This is a genomic window from Mycobacterium sp. 852014-52450_SCH5900713 (assembly GCF_001667075.1).
Classification (GTDB): Bacteria; Actinomycetota; Actinomycetes; order Mycobacteriales; family Mycobacteriaceae; genus Mycobacterium.
The window spans coordinates 356,966-372,805 of the sequence record NZ_LZIL01000078.1 but is presented as its reverse complement, the minus strand read 5'-3'; the positions used below and the strand labels follow the sequence as shown (position 1 = coordinate 372,805).

Below are 15,840 nucleotides of genomic sequence, written 5' to 3'. Positions count from 1 at the left end.
ATGCCTACCGGTGGGTGAAGTTGGGCGCGCGCTTCTCGATGAACGCCGTCATGCCCTCGGACTGGTCCTCCGTCGCGAAGGTGGAGTGGAAGAGGCGACGTTCGTAGAGCAGCCCTTCGGACAGCGTGGATTCGAACGCCCGGTTGACGGCCTCCTTGGCCATCCGGGCCGCCGATCGTGACATTTGGGAGATCGTGGTGGCGACGGCCTTGGCCTCGGCCAGCAGATCATCGGCGGGCACCACTCGCGAAACCAGGCCGCTGCGTTCGGCTTCGGCGGCGTCGATGGTGCGCCCGGTCAGAATGAGGTCCATGGCCTTGGCCTTGCCGATGGCGCGGGTGAGGCGCTGGGAGCCGCCCATGCCGGGCAGCACACCGAGTTTGATCTCCGGCTGGCCGAACTTGGCTGTGTCGGCGGCGATCAGCACATCGCACATCATGGCCAGCTCGCAGCCACCGCCGAGCGCGTGCCCCGCCACCGCGGCGATGGTCGGGGTGCGCACGGCCGCCAGTTTGGCCCAGGGGCCAAAGAAGTCGGCGTCGAACGCCTCGGCGTACGTCAGGGCGGCCATCTCTTTGATGTCGGCACCGGCCGCGAACGCCTTGGCCGAACCCGTGATGATGATCGCTCCGATGCCGGGATCGTTGTCGAATTCCGTTGCCGCCCTGGTCACTTCGTTCATCACCTGGGTGTTGAGCGCGTTGAGCGCTTTCGGCCTGTTCAGGGTTATGGTGCCGACGCGCTCGTCACGCTCGACCAGGATGGTTTCGTAATCAGCGTCTGTCATCGCCAATAGCCTTTCTAGAAACTCAAGTCGTCGTCGACCGGGACGAAATACGCCTCGACGTCGGCCCCGGTCACCGCGGCGAGCGTCGCCGGCGACCACTTCGGGTTGCGGTCTTTGTCGATCAGCTGTGCTCGGATGCCCTCGACCAGGTCGTGTGAGCGCAGCGATGCCGACGACACCCGATAGTCCTGAATGAGAACGTCTTTCACCGTCTCGAGTTTGGCGGCGCGCCGGACGGCTTCCAGGGTCACCGACAACGAGATCGGCGATCGCGTGTCGATCAGGTCGGCGGCGTCTTGGGCAGGTCCAGGGCCGGGGCCGCTGTCATGCACGCGAAGCGCGGCGACGATGTCCTCGACCGTGTCGCCGGCGTAGCACTCGTCGATCCAACCGTGTTGTGCGGCAAGCTCGCTCGGCGGGGACTCAATGGCGTGCGCGGCAAGCGCGCTCTGGACGCCGTCAGCCACGATCGCGCGGGTGAACGCCTCGAGATCGTCGTGCGGCACGTAGTGGTCGGCGAATCCCATGGCGATGGCGTCGGCTCCGGAAAACGGAGCTCCGGTCAGGGCGGCGTGCAGACCCAGCCCACCGGGCGCTCGGGATAGCAGGAACATCCCGCCGACATCGGGAACGAAGCCGATGCCGACTTCGGGCATCGCGATCTTGGAGGTGTCGGTCACCACGCGGATGTTCGCGTGCGCGCTGACGCCGACGCCGCCACCCATCACGATGCCGTCCATCAGCGCCACGTACGGCTTGGAGAAATCGGCGATCTGGGCATTGAGCAGATACTCGTCGCGCCAGAACCGCCGCGCCTCGACCCCGTCCTTACGCGCGCTGTGATAGATGGAGACCACGTCGCCGCCGGCGCACAAGCCGCGCTCGCCGGCGCCGGAGAGCACCACGGTGGATACCGCGTCGTCTTCTGCCCAGCGGGTGAGTATGGCGCTCAGCGCGTCCACCATCCGCTGATTGAGTGAGTTGATCGCCTTGGGGCGGTTGAGCGTGATCAGACCGACGTTGCCGTCGACGCGGGTTAGAACCTCGTCGGATTCCTCGGTCACGCCCTGACCTCCCATCGCCGGTGCACCTTCGAACGAAAAATCTAGATCGTGACGACCGACGCGATACCCCCGGGTAAGGGTTATCTTTAACCCGACGACAGCGGCCGTGTCATTTAGAAGGCTCCAGGCACCGGAAAATGCCCAGGTCGGCCGGGAACCCGGACGGGACGCTGATCGTTGAGATTGTGTTCGCACAGCTCGAAGCCAATAGAGAGGATCCGACGGTGCGGGAGACAAGCAACCCGGTATTTCGTTCGCTGCCCAAGCAGCGGGGCGGATACGCGCAATTCGGCACAGGCGCGGCCCCAATGCAGGGCTATGGAGGCGACCCCTACGCGGCGCCCTACCAAGCTCCCTACCAGGAGACCAGGGCTTCGCGTCCGCTGACCATCGACGACGTCGTCACCAAGACCGGCATCACGCTGGCCGTGTTGGCGGTGTCCGCTGTGGTCTCCTACTTCCTGGTGGCGTCCAACCTCGCACTGGCGATGCCGCTGACCCTGGTCGGCGCGCTCGGCGGCCTGGGGCTGGTGCTGGTCGCGACCTTCGGCCGCAAGCAGGACAGCCCGGCCATCGTGCTCAGCTACGCCGTCCTCGAGGGGCTCTTCCTGGGCGCCATCTCGTTCGTCTTCGCCAATTTCGCGGTCTCGCACGCCAACGCCGGCGTGCTGATCGGGGAGGCCGTCATGGGCACCTTCGGTGTCTTCTTCGGCATGCTGGTGGTGTACAAGACCGGCGCAATCCGGGTCACCCCGAAGTTCACCCGGATGCTCGTCGCCGCGATGTTCGGCGTGCTGGCCTTGATGCTCGGCAACTTCGTGCTGGCCATGTTCCACGTCGGCGGAGGCACCGGCCTGGGCCTGCGCAGCGGCGGTCCGCTGGCGATCATCTTCTCGCTGGTCTGCATCGGCATCGCGGCGTTCAGTTTCCTGATCGACTTCGACGCGGCCGACCAGATGGTGCGCGCGGGCGCGCCGGAGAAGGCGGCCTGGGGTATCGCCCTCGGCCTGACCGTGACCCTGGTGTGGCTCTACCTCGAGATCCTACGTCTGCTCAGTTATCTGCAGAACGACTAGTTCTCTTCCACGAAAAGACCGGCACGCCGATTGGCGCGCCGGTCTTTTCGTGTGTGCGACGTCGAGTGTGCGCTGAGGGCGGACCTGCCCGGCGTGTTGCGACCATGGCCGCACACTCGACGACGAGCTCGTACGGTCGGTTAGCTCAGTCGCTCGATGATCATCGCCATGCCCTGCCCGCCGCCGACACACATGGTCTCCAGCCCGAACGTCTTGTCGTGCGTCTGCAGGTTGTTGATCAACGTGGTCGCGATGCGCGCGCCGGTCATGCCGAACGGGTGTCCCAGCGCGATCGCCCCGCCGGAGACGTTCAGCTTGTCCTCGTCCATGCCCAGCTCGCGCGCCGAACCCAGCACCTGGACCGCGAAGGCCTCGTTGATCTCGTAGAGGTCGATGTCGTTGATCGACATCCCCGCCCGCGCCAGCGCCTTCTTGGACGCCTCGATCGGGCCCAGACCCATGATCTCCGGCGAGAGGCCGCTGACGCCGGTGGACACGATTCGGGCCAGCGGCGTCAGGCCGAGTTCCTTGGCCTTGGTGTCGCTGGTGATCACCAGCGCGGCCGCGCCGTCGTTGAGCGGACAGGCGTTGCCCGCGGTGATCGTGCCGTTGGGCCGGAACACCGGCTTGAGCTCGGAGACCTTCTCGTAGGTGGTGCCGGGACGAGGGCCGTCATCGGTGCTCACGGTGGTGCCGTCCGGCAGGGTCACCGGGGTGATCTCGCGCTCGAAGAACCCGCTCTTGATCGCCTCCTCGGCCCGGTTCTGGCTGCGCACCCCCCAGCGGTCCTGGTCTTCGCGGCTGACGCCGGTCAGGATGGCGACGTTCTCGGCGGTCTGCCCCATTGCGATGTAGACGTCGGGCAGGTTGCCGTCGGCGCGGGGGTCGTGCCACTCGTCGGCGCCCGCGGCCGCCGCCGCAGAACGCTCCTGGGCGTCGTCGAACAGCGGGTTCTTGGTGTCGGGCCAGGAGTCGGAGTTGCCCTTGCCGAACCGGGACACGGTCTCCACGCCGGCGGAGATGAAAGCGTCACCCTCGCCGGCCTTGATGGCGTGGAACGCCATCCGGGTGGTCTGCAGCGAGGACGAGCAGTACCGGTTCACGGTGGTGCCGGGCAGGAAGTCGAAGCCGAGCTCGACGGCGACCACGCGCGCCATGTTGAAGCCGGACTCACCGCCCGGCAGGCCGCAGCCCAGGATGAGGTCGTCGATCTGGTGCGGGTTGAGCGCGGGCACCTTGTCCAGCGCGGCGCGCACCATCTGGGTGGCCAGATCGTCGGGCCGCATGGAGACCAGCGACCCCTTCATCGCGCGGCCGATCGGCGAGCGAGCGGCAGAGACAATAACGGCTTCAGGCATGACGGTTCCCTTCAAATCCCTTCCGGATTCCGGCGAGTTCGCTTCACAAACCGTTGACTTGACGCCGACGGGCTAGCACAAATCTAGTCGCTGGCCACCTGCGGGCACGACGACGGGGCGAGTCCCGGCGCCGGGCGCCGCCACAGCCGCGACATCACGCTGGTTCGGGTGTGGCGCTGACCGAGCACCGGCGCGGTCGTCGATGCCGCCAACTCCAGCGGTGGGAGGTCGACCTCCTCGCCCAGCGCCTCACACAGCGCGCGCAGCAGCGCGTCGGCCGCGATCGCGTACGCCGGGGCGGACGGGTGGAAGCCGTCCGGGGAGAACATCACGTGGGGCGTCGACCGGAATTGCGGTGTCATCAACTGCGCCAGGGGCACCGGCATACCGCCGGCGGCCCGCACCGACGCGGCCTGGGCGCGCGCCAGTTGCAGACAACGCTCGTGTGCGATCGACCGAAGGGGTTGGGGGATCGCGGTGATGACACCCAGGTCCGGGCAGGTGCCGGCGATCACCACCGCACCGCGGGCGCGCAACTTGCGCACGGTCAGCCCGAGCCGCTGCGCCGACTGGCTGACGCCGTTGAGGGCCGTCACGTCGTTGGCCCCGACCATGATCACCGCCGCATCCGGCGGCTTCCCGGCCACGAACATCGCATCGACTTGGCCGCACAAGCCTTTCGACGTGGCGCCGACGATTGCCTTGGTGCTCAACCGGATTCGCTTGCCCGTCTGTTCGGCGAGGCCGCGCGCGATCCGCACTCCCGGCACTTCCTCGGCGCTGATGCACCCGTAGCCGGCGGCCGTCGAGTCACCGAAGATCATCAGGCTCAGATCGAACGGCACGCCGCGGTGCCACCGCTCCACCGGGCCGCCGCCGCGGGTGTACACGCCGTCGGCGCGGGGCGGGATGTCCCACGCCTTGGGGATGACGGTGCGCGCGTGCGTCGCCTGGCCGGCCAGCAGGTTGCGCGCGCCCAGATAGGCAGTTCCTGTCGAGGCGAGTGCGCCCGCCGTGGCCAGGGCGATTGCCGAACGACGGGGCACCCGCATGGTCACGCGACCAGTTTAGTTCGGCTTGCATGTTTGCGGGGTCGGCTGACCAACAATGTGATCACGGTGCGAAGCAAATGAGGTAACAAATCAGACTCTTTAAATGTTGTCTTAAGAAGTGGCTGTCAAGCTAAGTTCGCGGGGTTGGCTGAGTGCCTCGGGCAAACGGCTGAACCAGATGCTTAGCTGCCTCGTCACATGCTGTATCGCACTACAAAGGCGTAGGAAGTGTTGAGCATGAGCGCACCCGGCAAGGTATCCGGCTCGCCCCGGAACGCCCTTCGTCCACACGACGTCCTCGCGGCTCGCAGGGCCAGCAGGCCGCGCAAGTTCGCGATGAGCGATGGCACCCCGGTCGAGGTCCTCGAATCCGGACCCAGCGTTGCTGCGCGGGTGGCCAACCTGACGTCGCGGGTGACGGTTAGGCCGGTCCTGTCCGTCGGCAGCCACATTCCCAACTTCCCCTGGCCCTGGGGCCTCATCGACCTGGCGGCCCGGGTGGTGCTCCCGGTGACGGCCACCGTCCGCGAGACGGTGAACTTGCCCAACGCGTCGGCGCAGCTGGTGCGCGCCCCGGGCGTGCTGCCCGCGGATGGCACCCGTCGGGTGGTCGTCTACTTCCACGGTGGTGCGTTCTTGACGTGCGGGGCGAACTCGCACGGCCGGCTGGTCGAAGCGCTGTCGCAGTTTGCTGACGCGCCGATCTTGGTGGTCAATTACCGGCTGCTGCCCAAGCATTCGATCGGGATGGCCCTCGATGACTGCCACGATGGCTACCAGTGGCTGCGGCTGCGCGGATATGAGCCGGATCAGATCGTGCTGGCCGGCGACTCCGCGGGCGGCTACCTCGCACTCGCGCTGGCGCAACGCCTCCAGGAGGAGGGCGAGGAGCCGGCTGCGCTGGTAATGATCTCGCCGCTGCTGCAGCTGGCAAAGGAACACAAGCAGGCCCATCCCAACATCAACACCGACGCGATGTTCTCCGCCCGGGCGTTCGACGCGCTGGCCGAGCTGGTTGCCAGCGCGGCCGAAAAGCACAAAGTCGGGGGGCGGCCCGAGGAGATCTACGAGCCGGTGGAGCACATCAAGCCGGGCCTGCCGCGGACGCTGATCCACGTGTCGGGATCCGAGGTGTTGCTGCACGACGCGCGGCTGGCGGCGAGCCGGTTGGCCGCGGTCGGTGTGCCGGCCGAGGTGCGGGTGTGGCCCGGCCAGATTCACGACTTCCAGCTGGCCGCTCCGATGGTCCCGGAGGCGGTTCGCTCGCTGCGCCAGATCGGCGACTATATCCGCGAGGCCACCGGCTAGCGCAATCTCCGTCAGACGCCAACTCCGAAGCCGTCGTGCACCCCCGGAACCTGCCTGAGACGATGAACGCATGCGGATCGCCCAGCACATCAGCGAGCTCATCGGCGGCACGCCGCTAGTTCGCCTGAATTCCGTGGTTCCCGACGGCGCCGGCACTGTGGCGGCCAAGGTCGAGTACCTCAACCCCGGGGGTAGCTCGAAGGACCGGATCGCGGTGCGGATGATCGACGCCGCCGAAGCGAGCGGCCTACTGAAGCCCGGCGGCACCATCGTCGAACCCACCTCCGGCAACACCGGCGTCGGCCTGGCGCTGGTGGCGCAGCAGCGCGGGTACAAGTGCGTGTTCGTGTGCCCCGACAAGGTCGGCGAGGACAAGCGCAACGTGCTGCTCGCCTACGGCGCGGAAGTGGTCGTCTGCCCGACGGCGGTGCCGCCCGACCATCCGGACAGCTACTACAGCGTCTCCGACAGGCTGACCCGGGAGATCGAGGGCGCCTGGAAGCCCGACCAGTACGCGAACCCGGAAGGCCCGGCCAGCCACTACGCCACCACCGGTCCGGAGATCTGGGCCGACACCGATGGCAAGGTCACCCACTTCGTCGCCGGCATCGGCACCGGCGGCACGATCACCGGTGCGGGCCGCTACCTCAAAGAGGTGTCGGACGGGAAGGTGCGCATCATCGGCGCCGACCCCGAGGGTTCGGTGTACTCGGGCGGGACCGGCCGGCCCTACCTGGTCGAGGGCGTCGGCGAGGACTTCTGGCCGGCCGCGTACGACCGCACGGTGCCCGACGAGATCATCGCGGTGTCCGACTCCGACTCGTTCGACATGACTAGGCGGCTGGCCCGCGAGGAGGCGATGCTCGTCGGGGGGTCGTGCGGGATGGCGGTAGTGGCGGCGCTGAAGGTCGCCGAGGAGGCCGGACCCGATGCGCTCGTCGTGGTGTTGCTGCCCGACGGCGGGCGCGGCTACATGGCGAAGATCTTCAACGACGCCTGGATGTCTTCCTACGGGTTCCTGCGCAGCCGTCTAGACGGCTCGACCGAGCAGGCCTCGGTGGGTGACGTGCTGCGCCGCAAGTCCGGCGAGCTGCCCGACCTGGTGCACACGCATCCGTCCGAGACGGTCCGCGACGCCATCGGCATCCTGCGCGAGTATGGGGTGTCCCAGATGCCCGTGGTCGGCGCCGAGCCGCCGGTGATGGCCGGGGAGGTGGCCGGCAGCGTCTCCGAGCGCGAACTGCTCTCGGCCGTCTTTGAGGGCCGGGCCAAATTGGCCGACGCCGTCTCGCTGCACATGAGCCCGCCGTTGCCGATGATCGGCGCGGGGGAGTTGGTCAGCGCGGCCGGCAAGGCGCTGCGCGACTGGGACGCGTTGATGGTGGTCGAGGAGGGCAAACCGGTCGGTGTGATCACCCGCTATGACCTGCTCGGTTTCCTCTCGGACGGGTCTCGTGGACCGTTAGGCCGTCGGTAGCCGGGGCCCCTTTCGGCCGCGACGCGTGTCTCGCCCGGCCGCTGCGCGCTCAGGTACTGTAATGCGGCCTGGTTCAGCTGGTCCGCAGGGGAAGAGGTGCCCATGACCGATCAACCGCCGGCTGGCGACGCTTATCCGCCACCTCCGCCGTCGCCCGGGTCGTCCGGTGGTCAGGCGGTTCCGCCCCCTCCATCGACTCCCGCGGGTGGCTCCTATCCGCCGCCTCCGCCGCCGCGCGGCGGCTCCTACCCGCCGCCCCCGCCGTCCGCCGGTGGGTACGCGCCACCACCTCCGGGACCGGCGATCCGCACGTTGCCGACGGAGTCCTACACGCCGTGGCTGACCCGGCTCGTGGCGTTCATCATCGACATCCTCCCGTACGCCGTCGTGCACGGTATCGGGACCGGGATCCTGGTCGCCACCCAGCAGACGTCGTGCGTCACCGATGTCACGCAGTACGCCGTCAACCAGTACTGCGCGACGCAGAACTCGACCATCGGCCTGGCCGCGCAGTGGTTGGCGTCGCTGGTGGGGTTGATCTATCTGATTTGGAACTACGGCTACCGCCAGGGCACCACCGGGTCGAGCGTCGGCAAATCGGTGATGAAGTTCAAGGTGGTCAGCGAGGTCACCGGTCAGCCCCTCGGCTTCGGGATGTCCATCGTGCGTTCCCTCGCGCACTTCGTCGACGCCATCATCTGCTTCATCGGTTTCCTTTTCCCGCTGTGGGATTCGAAGCGGCAGACGCTGGCGGACAAGATCATGACGACGGTCTGCCTGCCGCTCGACGGGACCGAGCAACAGCTGAGCTAGTCGTGCGGGCGCGGTAGCCGGCTCGGTCGTCACCTAGGCTGGTCGTCGATGAGCGACGACCACACCGGACATTTCACCGGACTCGCCACCAAAGCGATTCACGCCGGCTACCGGCCGGACCCGGCGACGGGGGCGGTCAACGCCCCGATCTATGCCAGCAGCACGTTCGCCCAAGACGGGGTCGGCGTGCTGCGCGGCGGGTTCGAATATGCACGCACCGGCAACCCGACGCGCGCCGCGCTGGAGGCCTCGCTCGCCGCGGTGGAGGAGGGCAGCTACGGGCGGGCGTTCGGTTCCGGCATGGCCGCCGCCGACTGCGCCCTGCGGGCGATGCTGCGGCCCGGCGATCACGTGATCATCCCCAACGACGCCTACGGCGGCACCTTCCGGCTGATCGACAAGGTGTTCACGCAGTGGAACGTCAGCTACACGCCGGTGGCGCTGTCCGACCTGGACGCCGTCCGCGCCGCGGTCACGCCGCAGACCCGCCTGATCTGGGTGGAGACACCGACCAACCCACTGCTGTCCATTGCCGACATCGCGGCCCTCGCCGAACTGGGCAAACAGTTCTCGCTAAAAGTCTTGGTGGACAACACATTTGCCTCACCCGCGCTTCAGCAGCCGTTGAAGCTGGGCGCCGACGTGGTGCTGCATTCGACCACCAAGTACATCGGTGGACACTCCGACGTGGTGGGCGGGGCGTTGATCACCGACGACGCGGAGCTGGACGCGGCCTTCGCCTTTTTGCAAAACGGCGCGGGCGCGGTGCCCGGCCCGTTCGACGCCTACCTGGCCATGCGTGGCCTGAAGACCCTGGTGCTGCGGATGCAGCGACACAGCGAAAACGCTTCGGCCGTCGCGGATTTCCTCTCCGGCCATCCGGCGGTGAGCACCGTGTTGTACCCCGGTCTGCCCGGCCACCCCGGGCACGAGATCGCCGCTCGGCAGATGCTCGGCTTCGGCGGCATGGTGTCGGTGCGCATGCGGGGCGGCCGGCAAGCCGCGCGGGATCTGTGCGCGCGCACCGAAGTGTTCATCCTGGCCGAGTCGCTCGGCGGCGTTGAGTCGTTGATCGAGCACCCGAGCGCCATGACGCACGCGTCGACGGCCGGTTCGCAACTGGAAGTGCCCGACGACCTGGTGCGGTTGTCGGTCGGCATCGAAGACATCGCCGACCTGCTGGCCGACCTCGGCCAGGCGCTGGACTAACCACCGCGAGCAGACACAAAATCGCACGCCCGAGGCGTGTTTCTGCTCGCGGAGGTGGCGGCGGTTAGGAGTGGTAGGGCTCCGCGCTGACCAGCGTGACCTCGACGGTGTTGCCGTTGGGCACCACGTAGCTGCGGGTCTCGCCGACCTTGGCGTCGATCAGGGCGCCGCCCAGCGGTGAGTTGGGCGAATACACCTCGAGCTTGCCGTCGTTGACGCCCTCCTGGCGGGTGGCGATCAGGAACGTCTCGGTGTCCGACTTGTCGCCGTTGTAGTAGACCTTCACCACCGAACCGGGCAGTGCGACGCCGGACTGCTTGGGCGCTTCGCCGACCTTGGCGTTGTTGAGCAGGTCCTGCAGCTGACGGATGCGGGCCTCTTGCTGGCCCTGCTCTTCGCGGGCGGCGTGATATCCGCCGTTCTCGCGCAGGTCCCCTTCTTCACGGCGGTCATTGATTTCCGCGGCGATAACCGGACGATTGGCGATCAACTGATCGAGCTCCGCCTTCAGCCGGTCATGTGACTCCTGGGTCAACCAGGTCACAGAAGTGTCCGTCATCTCGTCGTGCTCCTCATGTTGTCGTTCCGCGTACCCGCGTAAGCCTGTTTAACCCCGCCGCCGGGAGTATCCGGGTCTGCTCCCCGTGTGCTGCCGATCCGTTCTGCTCACGGCCTTAATGCAGCAATACACGGTCCCATCAGGAACCGTGCATTCACCCATGTTACCACCGCGCAAACAATTGATGACCCGAAATTCGCAGTTCGGCTGTTGTTACGGGGTCACGCCGACCGCAGATAAGCCGGCACGTCGGTGCCGCAGCCGTAGATGTCGGCCATCACCGGCGGTTTGCTGGACTTCACCGTGGTGGTCAGCTGCACCGTGGCCGCATCGGACGGGGGGACCAGCACTTCCCGCCTGCCCGTCTCGCTGCCGTCCTTGGCCCGGACCCGCACGATGCAGTCCACCGGCCGCGACGGATCGGATCGCGTCACGCTGATCGTTACCGACGCCGTCTCGTCGTCGATCACCCGATAGCTGCCCAGCGTGCCCGTCACGGGGCTGGTGCCCAGCCGGTGGTAGCCGACGACGGCGATCACCAGCCCGGCCGCGACCACCAGCACGCCCAGCGCGACGACCAGCCAACGCCGGGGTACGCGGGGGCGTCCGGTGCGCCCGTAGCGGGCCTCCGGGAGTGCAGGGGGAGTTTCGGTCATGCCTGGGTATGCCTGGGTGGTCGGCTGCCGGACACCGGCCGGCAGCATGCAACGATCTGAAGAACTGGAATTATAGGTTTCGCAACCGGCGACCAGCAGACCGACAAGGGGGCACGTGAGCGAACTGCGGTTGATGGCGGTGCACGCCCACCCCGACGACGAGTCCAGCAAGGGCGCGGCCACCCTCGCCCGCTACGCCGACGAGGGCCACCGGGTGTTGGTGGTGACGCTGACCGGCGGTGAGCGCGGCGACATCCTCAATCCGGCGATGGACCTGCCCGAGGTGCACGGCCACATCGCCGAGATCCGACGCGACGAGATGGCGAAGGCCGCCGAGATCCTCGGTGTCGAACACACCTGGCTGGGCTTCGTCGACTCCGGCTTGCCCAAGGGCGACCCACCGCCCCCGCTGCCCGAAGGATGCTTCGCGCTGGTGCCGCTGGAGGAATCGATCGAGTCGCTGGTTCGCGTGGTCCGCGAGTTCCGGCCGCACGTGATCACCACCTACGACGAGAACGGCGGCTACCCGCATCCGGATCACATTCGCTGCCACCAGGTTTCGGTCGGCGCCTTCGAGGCGGCCGGAGATTACCGGCGGTTTCCGGACGCGGGCGAGCCGTGGGTCGTATCGAAGCTCTACTACATCCACGGATTCCTGCGGGCCCGGATGCAGCTGTTGCACGACGAGGCGATCAAACACGGGCATGAACCGCCGTTCGCGAAATGGCTTGAGCACTGGGACGCCGCGCACGACCCGTTCGAGTCCCGGGTCACGACGCGTGTCGAGTGCTCGGCGTATTTCAGCCAACGCGACGACGCGCTGCGGGCGCACACCACGCAAATCGATCCGGACCACGACTTCTTCGCCGCGCCCATCGAATGGCAGCAGCGGCTCTGGCCGACGGAGGAGTTCGAGCTCGCACGCTCGCGGGTGCCGGTCCGTCTGCCCGAGGACGACCTGTTCGCCGGGATCGAGAGGCACTTGTGAACCACCTCATTTTGACAGCGAGTGCGTTGGCCGACGGCGCGCCGCAGCACACCGGGCCGGACTTCGGCAAGGCCAGCCCGATCGGGCTGCTGATCATCGTGGTGCTGCTGATCGCCACGCTGTTGCTGCTGCGCTCGATGAACAAGCAACTCAAGAAGGTGCCCGACTCGTTCGAGCCCAAGCACCCCGAGCCCGACCAGGCCGCCGACGAAGGCACCGACGCGGTCGACCAGGCAGACAACCGCGCCCCGGGCCAGGCCAACGGATCGGAGCGGGCACCGGGACCCGGCGATGAGCCCGGCTGACGCTGCAGCGACGAACACCCTCGGGCTGGCCACCAGCCCGTATCTGCGGCAGCACGCCGATAACCCGGTGCACTGGCAGCAATGGACCCCGCAGGCGCTCGCGGCCGCGGCCGAGCGCGACGTGCCCATCCTGCTCTCCATCGGCTATGCCGCCTGCCACTGGTGTCACGTGATGGCCCATGAATCGTTCGAGGACGACGAGGTGGCCGCCGCGATGAACTCGGGATTCGTCTGCATCAAGGTCGACCGGGAGGAGCGCCCGGACCTCGACGCCGTCTATATGAACGCCACCGTGGCGCTGACCGGACACGGCGGCTGGCCCATGACGTGTTTCCTGACGCCCGACGGCCGGCCCTTTTTCTGCGGCACCTACTACCCGAAAGACAGCTTTCTGCAGCTGCTTTCGGCGGTTTCCGCCACCTGGCACCAGCGCCGCGGCGAGGTGGAGGAGGCGTCCGAGGCCATCGCGGGCGAATTGCGTGCGATGGCTTCCGGGCTGCCCTCCGGCGGCCCTGACATCGCGCCGGCGCTGTGTGACCACGCGGTCGCCGCGGTGCTCGACGATCGGGACGCTGTGCATGGCGGCTTCGGCGGCGCGCCCAAGTTCCCGCCGTCGGCGATTCTCGAGGCCTTGCTGCGCAACCACGAACGCACCGGCTCGACGGCGGCGCTGGAGGCCGTCGCGCACACCGGCAGCGCGATGGCCCGCGGCGGCATCTACGACCAGCTCGCCGGCGGGTTCGCCCGTTATAGCGTCGACAACGCTTGGGTGGTACCGCATTTCGAGAAGATGCTGTACGACAACGCGTTGCTGCTGCGCGCCTACGCGCACTGGGCCCGGCGGACCGGGGATCCGTTGGCGCGCCGGGTCGCCGCCCAGACCGCGCGCTTCCTGCTCGACGACCTGGCCGACGGCGCGGTGTTCACGTCTTCGCTGGACGCCGACACCGACGGCCGCGAGGGCTCGACCTATGTCTGGACGCCCGGGCAGCTCACCGACGTGCTCGGCCCCGACGACGGCCCCTGGGCCGCAAACGCTTTCGCGGTCACCGCGTCCGGCACGTTCGAACACGGAACCTCGGTGCTGCAATTGCCCGCCGATCCCGACGACCCGCAACGCCTCGAACGCGTCCGGGCTGCGCTGCTGGCCGCCCGGCTCAGCCGCACCCAGCCCGGCCGCGACGACAAAGTCGTCACGTCCTGGAACGGTCTGGCGATCACCGCGCTGGCCGAGGCCAGCGTGGCCCTGGACGCGCCTGAATTGGCCGGGGCCGCAAGCGATTGCGCACGCGCACTGCTGGACTCGCATCTGGTCGACGGGCGGTTGCGGCGCGCCAGCCTGGGCGGGGTGGTCGGCGACAGCGCCGCCATCCTCGAGGACCATGCGATGCTCGCCACCGGCCTGCTCGCCCTCTACCAGCTGGACGCCGGCGCCGGCTGGTTGACGGCGGCAACGGATCTGCTCGACACCGCGCTGCGGCACTTCGCCGACCCGCAGCGGCCCGGCCGGTGGTTCGACACCGCCGACGACGCCGAGCGGTTGATGCTTCGGCCCGCCGACCCGCTGGACGGGGCGACGCCGTCGGGCGCATCGTCGATCACCGAGGCGCTGCTCACCGCCGCGCACCTGGTCGACGGCGATCGGGCGGAACGGTATCTGCGGGCGGCGGGCGACGGGCTCAACACGCATTCGGTGCTGCTGGAGCGCGCGCCACGCTCCGCGGGCCACTGGCTGGCCGTGGCTGAGGCCGCGGTGCGCGGACCGCTGCAGATCGCGGTCGCTTGCGAACCGTCGCGGTCGGCGCTGCTGGCCGACGCGCGGCGGCTGGCACCGGGCGGGGCGATCGTCGTGGGCGGCGAAAAGGACTCGTCGGCGCTGCTGAGCGGTCGCGACCGGGTGGCCGGCGCCGACGCCGCGTACGTGTGCCGCGGTCGGGTGTGCGACTTGCCGGTCACCACCGCGGAAGACCTCGCACGGGCGCTCGGCGCGCCACGGTAGCGTGAAGTTTCATGCCGAGCGCCCAACACATCACCGACACGGTCCACCGCTACATCGAACTGGTCGCCAAGGGCGGCGCCGATGAGTTGGTCGAGCTGTACGCCGATGACGCCACCGTCGAGGATCCCGTCGGCGGTGAGGTGCACATCGGCCGCCAGGCGATCCACGGCTTCTATTCGGCGGTCAACGATGTGCAGCGCGAATGCGAGCTGGTGACGCTGCGGGTCGCCGGCAACGAGGCGGCTTTCCATTTCCGGCTCACGATCACCGTCGGGGAGCACCGGATGGTGATCGAGCCGATCGACGTGATGGCATTCGATGAGGACGGCAAGGTCGCTCACATGAAGGCGTACTGGTCGCCCGCCGACGTCACGCAGCTGTAGTCGTTCAGTGCATCAGCCACGCGTGGTCGCCGACGTAGAACACCGCGAACCACATGGCGATGTAGTGCAGGACGGCCGCGATCACGGTGAAGGCGTGGAAGAACTCGTGATACCCGAACGTACTGGGCCACGGGTCGGGCCACCGTAGCCCGTAGAAGATGCCGCCGACGCTGTAGAAGACCCCGCCGACGGCCAGCAGCACCATCGCCGCCACGCCGGCCTTGTGCAGGATCGTCGGGCAGTACCACACGGCCACCCAGCCCAGCAGTAGGTACAGCGGCACACCCAGCCACCGCGGCGCCGTCGGCCAGCACACCTTCAGCAGGATGCCCGCCACCGCGCCGCCCCACACGATCCACAGCACCTCCACGCCTGTCTGCTGCGGCATGGCCAGGCGCGCGAATGGCGTGTAGCTGCCGGCGATGAACACGAAGATCATCGAATGGTCCAGCCGCTTCATAAGGTTCCGGGCCGCATCGGACGTCCACTGCACCCGGTGATAGGTGGCGCTGACGGCGAACATCGCCACGGTCGCCGCCGCGTAGATCAGCGTCGAATGACCGGCGCGCGGCGAGGAGGCGGCCCACGACACAGAGACCAGCGTCGCGCCGGTGATGATCGCCAGCCACGCGGAGAAGAAGTGGATCCAGCCGCGCATGCGGGGCTTGCTCAGCGCCTGGGCCGCACCCTCGACAAGCTGTTCGACGGTGTTGCCGGGGGTGACGGTCTCGGATTCGCGATCCGAGCGGTCCGAATTGGCAGACGTGCTCGTCTGGCTGCTCATGTCTCCTGTGCCCTCGTCTTGC

The 15,840-nt window shown here is 68.0% G+C and carries 16 protein-coding genes; 9 read left to right on the top strand and 7 right to left on the bottom strand.

Going from position 1 to position 15,840, the window contains the following annotated elements; translation table 11 throughout:
• Positions 1–4: 4 nt before the first annotated feature.
• Both A5773_RS24795 and A5773_RS24790 read right to left on the bottom strand, forming a co-directional pair.
• The gene (locus A5773_RS24795; RefSeq protein WP_066948197.1) at positions 5–787 is read right to left on the bottom strand and encodes an enoyl-CoA hydratase; all 783 of its coding nucleotides are present in this window, start codon (positions 785–787) and stop codon (positions 5–7) included.
• 14 nt (positions 788–801) lie between these two features.
• A complete protein-coding gene (locus tag A5773_RS24790; protein ID WP_067793084.1) occupies positions 802–1,851 on the bottom strand; it encodes an enoyl-CoA hydratase/isomerase family protein in 1,050 nt (349 codons plus the stop codon).
• Positions 1,852–2,075: 224 nt separating this feature from the next.
• Here A5773_RS24790 and A5773_RS24785 point away from each other — a divergent pair, with 224 nt between their 5' ends.
• On the top strand, positions 2,076–2,927 hold the full coding sequence (locus tag A5773_RS24785; RefSeq protein ID WP_066948279.1) for a Bax inhibitor-1/YccA family protein: 852 nt from the start codon (positions 2,076–2,078) through the stop codon (positions 2,925–2,927).
• A gap of 140 nt (positions 2,928–3,067) precedes the next feature.
• On the opposite strand, the gene A5773_RS24780 is transcribed toward A5773_RS24785, so the two are convergent.
• A complete protein-coding gene (locus tag A5773_RS24780) occupies positions 3,068–4,285 on the bottom strand; it encodes an acetyl-CoA C-acetyltransferase (RefSeq protein ID WP_066948191.1) in 1,218 nt (405 codons plus the stop codon).
• A gap of 83 nt (positions 4,286–4,368) precedes the next feature.
• Positions 4,369–5,343, bottom strand: a complete 975-nt coding sequence (locus A5773_RS24775) for an SGNH/GDSL hydrolase family protein (RefSeq protein WP_066948188.1) — start codon at positions 5,341–5,343, stop codon at positions 4,369–4,371.
• Positions 5,344–5,574: 231 nt separating this feature from the next.
• Between A5773_RS24775 and A5773_RS24770 the strand changes: the two genes are divergently transcribed.
• The 4 genes from A5773_RS24770 to A5773_RS24755 all read left to right on the top strand — a co-directional run bounded on the left by A5773_RS24770 (position 5,575) and on the right by A5773_RS24755 (position 10,144).
• The gene (locus A5773_RS24770; RefSeq protein WP_066948185.1) at positions 5,575–6,645 is read left to right on the top strand and encodes an alpha/beta hydrolase fold domain-containing protein; all 1,071 of its coding nucleotides are present in this window, start codon (positions 5,575–5,577) and stop codon (positions 6,643–6,645) included.
• Between the two features lie 70 nt (positions 6,646–6,715).
• Entirely contained in the window at positions 6,716–8,122 is a 1,407-nt protein-coding gene (locus A5773_RS24765; protein ID WP_066948183.1) for a cystathionine beta-synthase, read from the top strand.
• A gap of 102 nt (positions 8,123–8,224) precedes the next feature.
• Positions 8,225–8,935: an RDD family protein gene (locus A5773_RS24760; RefSeq protein WP_066948180.1), complete on the top strand. Its 711-nt coding sequence runs from the start codon at positions 8,225–8,227 to the stop codon at positions 8,933–8,935.
• A gap of 48 nt (positions 8,936–8,983) precedes the next feature.
• Complete coding sequence (locus tag A5773_RS24755) at positions 8,984–10,144, top strand: cystathionine gamma-synthase (RefSeq protein ID WP_066948177.1); 1,161 nt, start codon at positions 8,984–8,986, stop codon at positions 10,142–10,144.
• 64 nt (positions 10,145–10,208) lie between these two features.
• Here the strand turns inward: A5773_RS24755 and greA are convergent, their stop codons facing one another.
• On the bottom strand, positions 10,209–10,703 hold the full coding sequence (gene greA, locus A5773_RS24750) for a transcription elongation factor GreA (RefSeq protein WP_007168983.1): 495 nt from the start codon (positions 10,701–10,703) through the stop codon (positions 10,209–10,211).
• 221 nt (positions 10,704–10,924) lie between these two features.
• Positions 10,925–11,359 carry a DUF4307 domain-containing protein gene (locus tag A5773_RS24745; RefSeq protein WP_066948275.1) on the bottom strand — a complete coding sequence of 145 codons (435 nt, stop codon included), beginning with the start codon at positions 11,357–11,359 and terminating at the stop codon, positions 10,925–10,927.
• A 115-nt stretch (positions 11,360–11,474) separates the two neighbouring features.
• Here A5773_RS24745 and mca point away from each other — a divergent pair, with 115 nt between their 5' ends.
• From mca to A5773_RS24725, 4 genes are read left to right on the top strand one after another with little or no spacing between them, the layout of a single operon-like run.
• The gene (gene mca, locus A5773_RS24740; protein WP_066948174.1) at positions 11,475–12,347 is read left to right on the top strand and encodes a mycothiol conjugate amidase Mca; all 873 of its coding nucleotides are present in this window, start codon (positions 11,475–11,477) and stop codon (positions 12,345–12,347) included.
• Positions 12,344–12,652 (top strand): hypothetical protein, encoded by a 309-nt coding sequence (locus tag A5773_RS24735; protein WP_066948171.1) that lies wholly within the window; start codon positions 12,344–12,346, stop codon positions 12,650–12,652. The genes mca and A5773_RS24735 overlap by 4 nt, the downstream gene beginning before the upstream one ends.
• Positions 12,639–14,651 carry a thioredoxin domain-containing protein gene (locus A5773_RS24730; RefSeq protein WP_067793058.1) on the top strand — a complete coding sequence of 671 codons (2,013 nt, stop codon included), beginning with the start codon at positions 12,639–12,641 and terminating at the stop codon, positions 14,649–14,651. The genes A5773_RS24735 and A5773_RS24730 overlap by 14 nt, the downstream gene beginning before the upstream one ends.
• Positions 14,652–14,662: 11 nt before the next feature.
• Positions 14,663–15,034, top strand: coding sequence for a nuclear transport factor 2 family protein (locus A5773_RS24725; protein ID WP_067793055.1), 372 nt, complete (start codon positions 14,663–14,665; stop codon positions 15,032–15,034).
• Positions 15,035–15,038: 4 nt separating this feature from the next.
• On the opposite strand, the gene A5773_RS24720 is transcribed toward A5773_RS24725, so the two are convergent.
• Entirely contained in the window at positions 15,039–15,818 is a 780-nt protein-coding gene (locus tag A5773_RS24720; protein ID WP_066948162.1) for a hemolysin III family protein, read from the bottom strand.
• Positions 15,819–15,840 lie beyond the last annotated feature (22 nt).

Coding starts and splice junctions, on each gene's coding strand:
- A5773_RS24795 (WP_066948197.1), bottom strand. CDS start 787: ATGACAGACGCTGATTACGAAACCATCCTGGTCGAGCGTGACGAGCGC.
- A5773_RS24780 (WP_066948191.1), bottom strand. CDS start 4,285: ATGCCTGAAGCCGTTATTGTCTCTGCCGCTCGCTCGCCGATCGGCCGC.
- A5773_RS24730 (WP_067793058.1), top strand. CDS start 12,639: ATGAGCCCGGCTGACGCTGCAGCGACGAACACCCTCGGGCTGGCCACC.
- A5773_RS24720 (WP_066948162.1), bottom strand. CDS start 15,818: ATGAGCAGCCAGACGAGCACGTCTGCCAATTCGGACCGCTCGGATCGC.
- A5773_RS24725 (WP_067793055.1), top strand. CDS start 14,663: ATGCCGAGCGCCCAACACATCACCGACACGGTCCACCGCTACATCGAA.
- A5773_RS24765 (WP_066948183.1), top strand. CDS start 6,716: ATGCGGATCGCCCAGCACATCAGCGAGCTCATCGGCGGCACGCCGCTA.
- A5773_RS24745 (WP_066948275.1), bottom strand. CDS start 11,359: ATGACCGAAACTCCCCCTGCACTCCCGGAGGCCCGCTACGGGCGCACC.
- A5773_RS24770 (WP_066948185.1), top strand. CDS start 5,575: ATGAGCGCACCCGGCAAGGTATCCGGCTCGCCCCGGAACGCCCTTCGT.
- A5773_RS24760 (WP_066948180.1), top strand. CDS start 8,225: ATGACCGATCAACCGCCGGCTGGCGACGCTTATCCGCCACCTCCGCCG.
- greA (WP_007168983.1), bottom strand. CDS start 10,703: ATGACGGACACTTCTGTGACCTGGTTGACCCAGGAGTCACATGACCGG.
- A5773_RS24755 (WP_066948177.1), top strand. CDS start 8,984: ATGAGCGACGACCACACCGGACATTTCACCGGACTCGCCACCAAAGCG.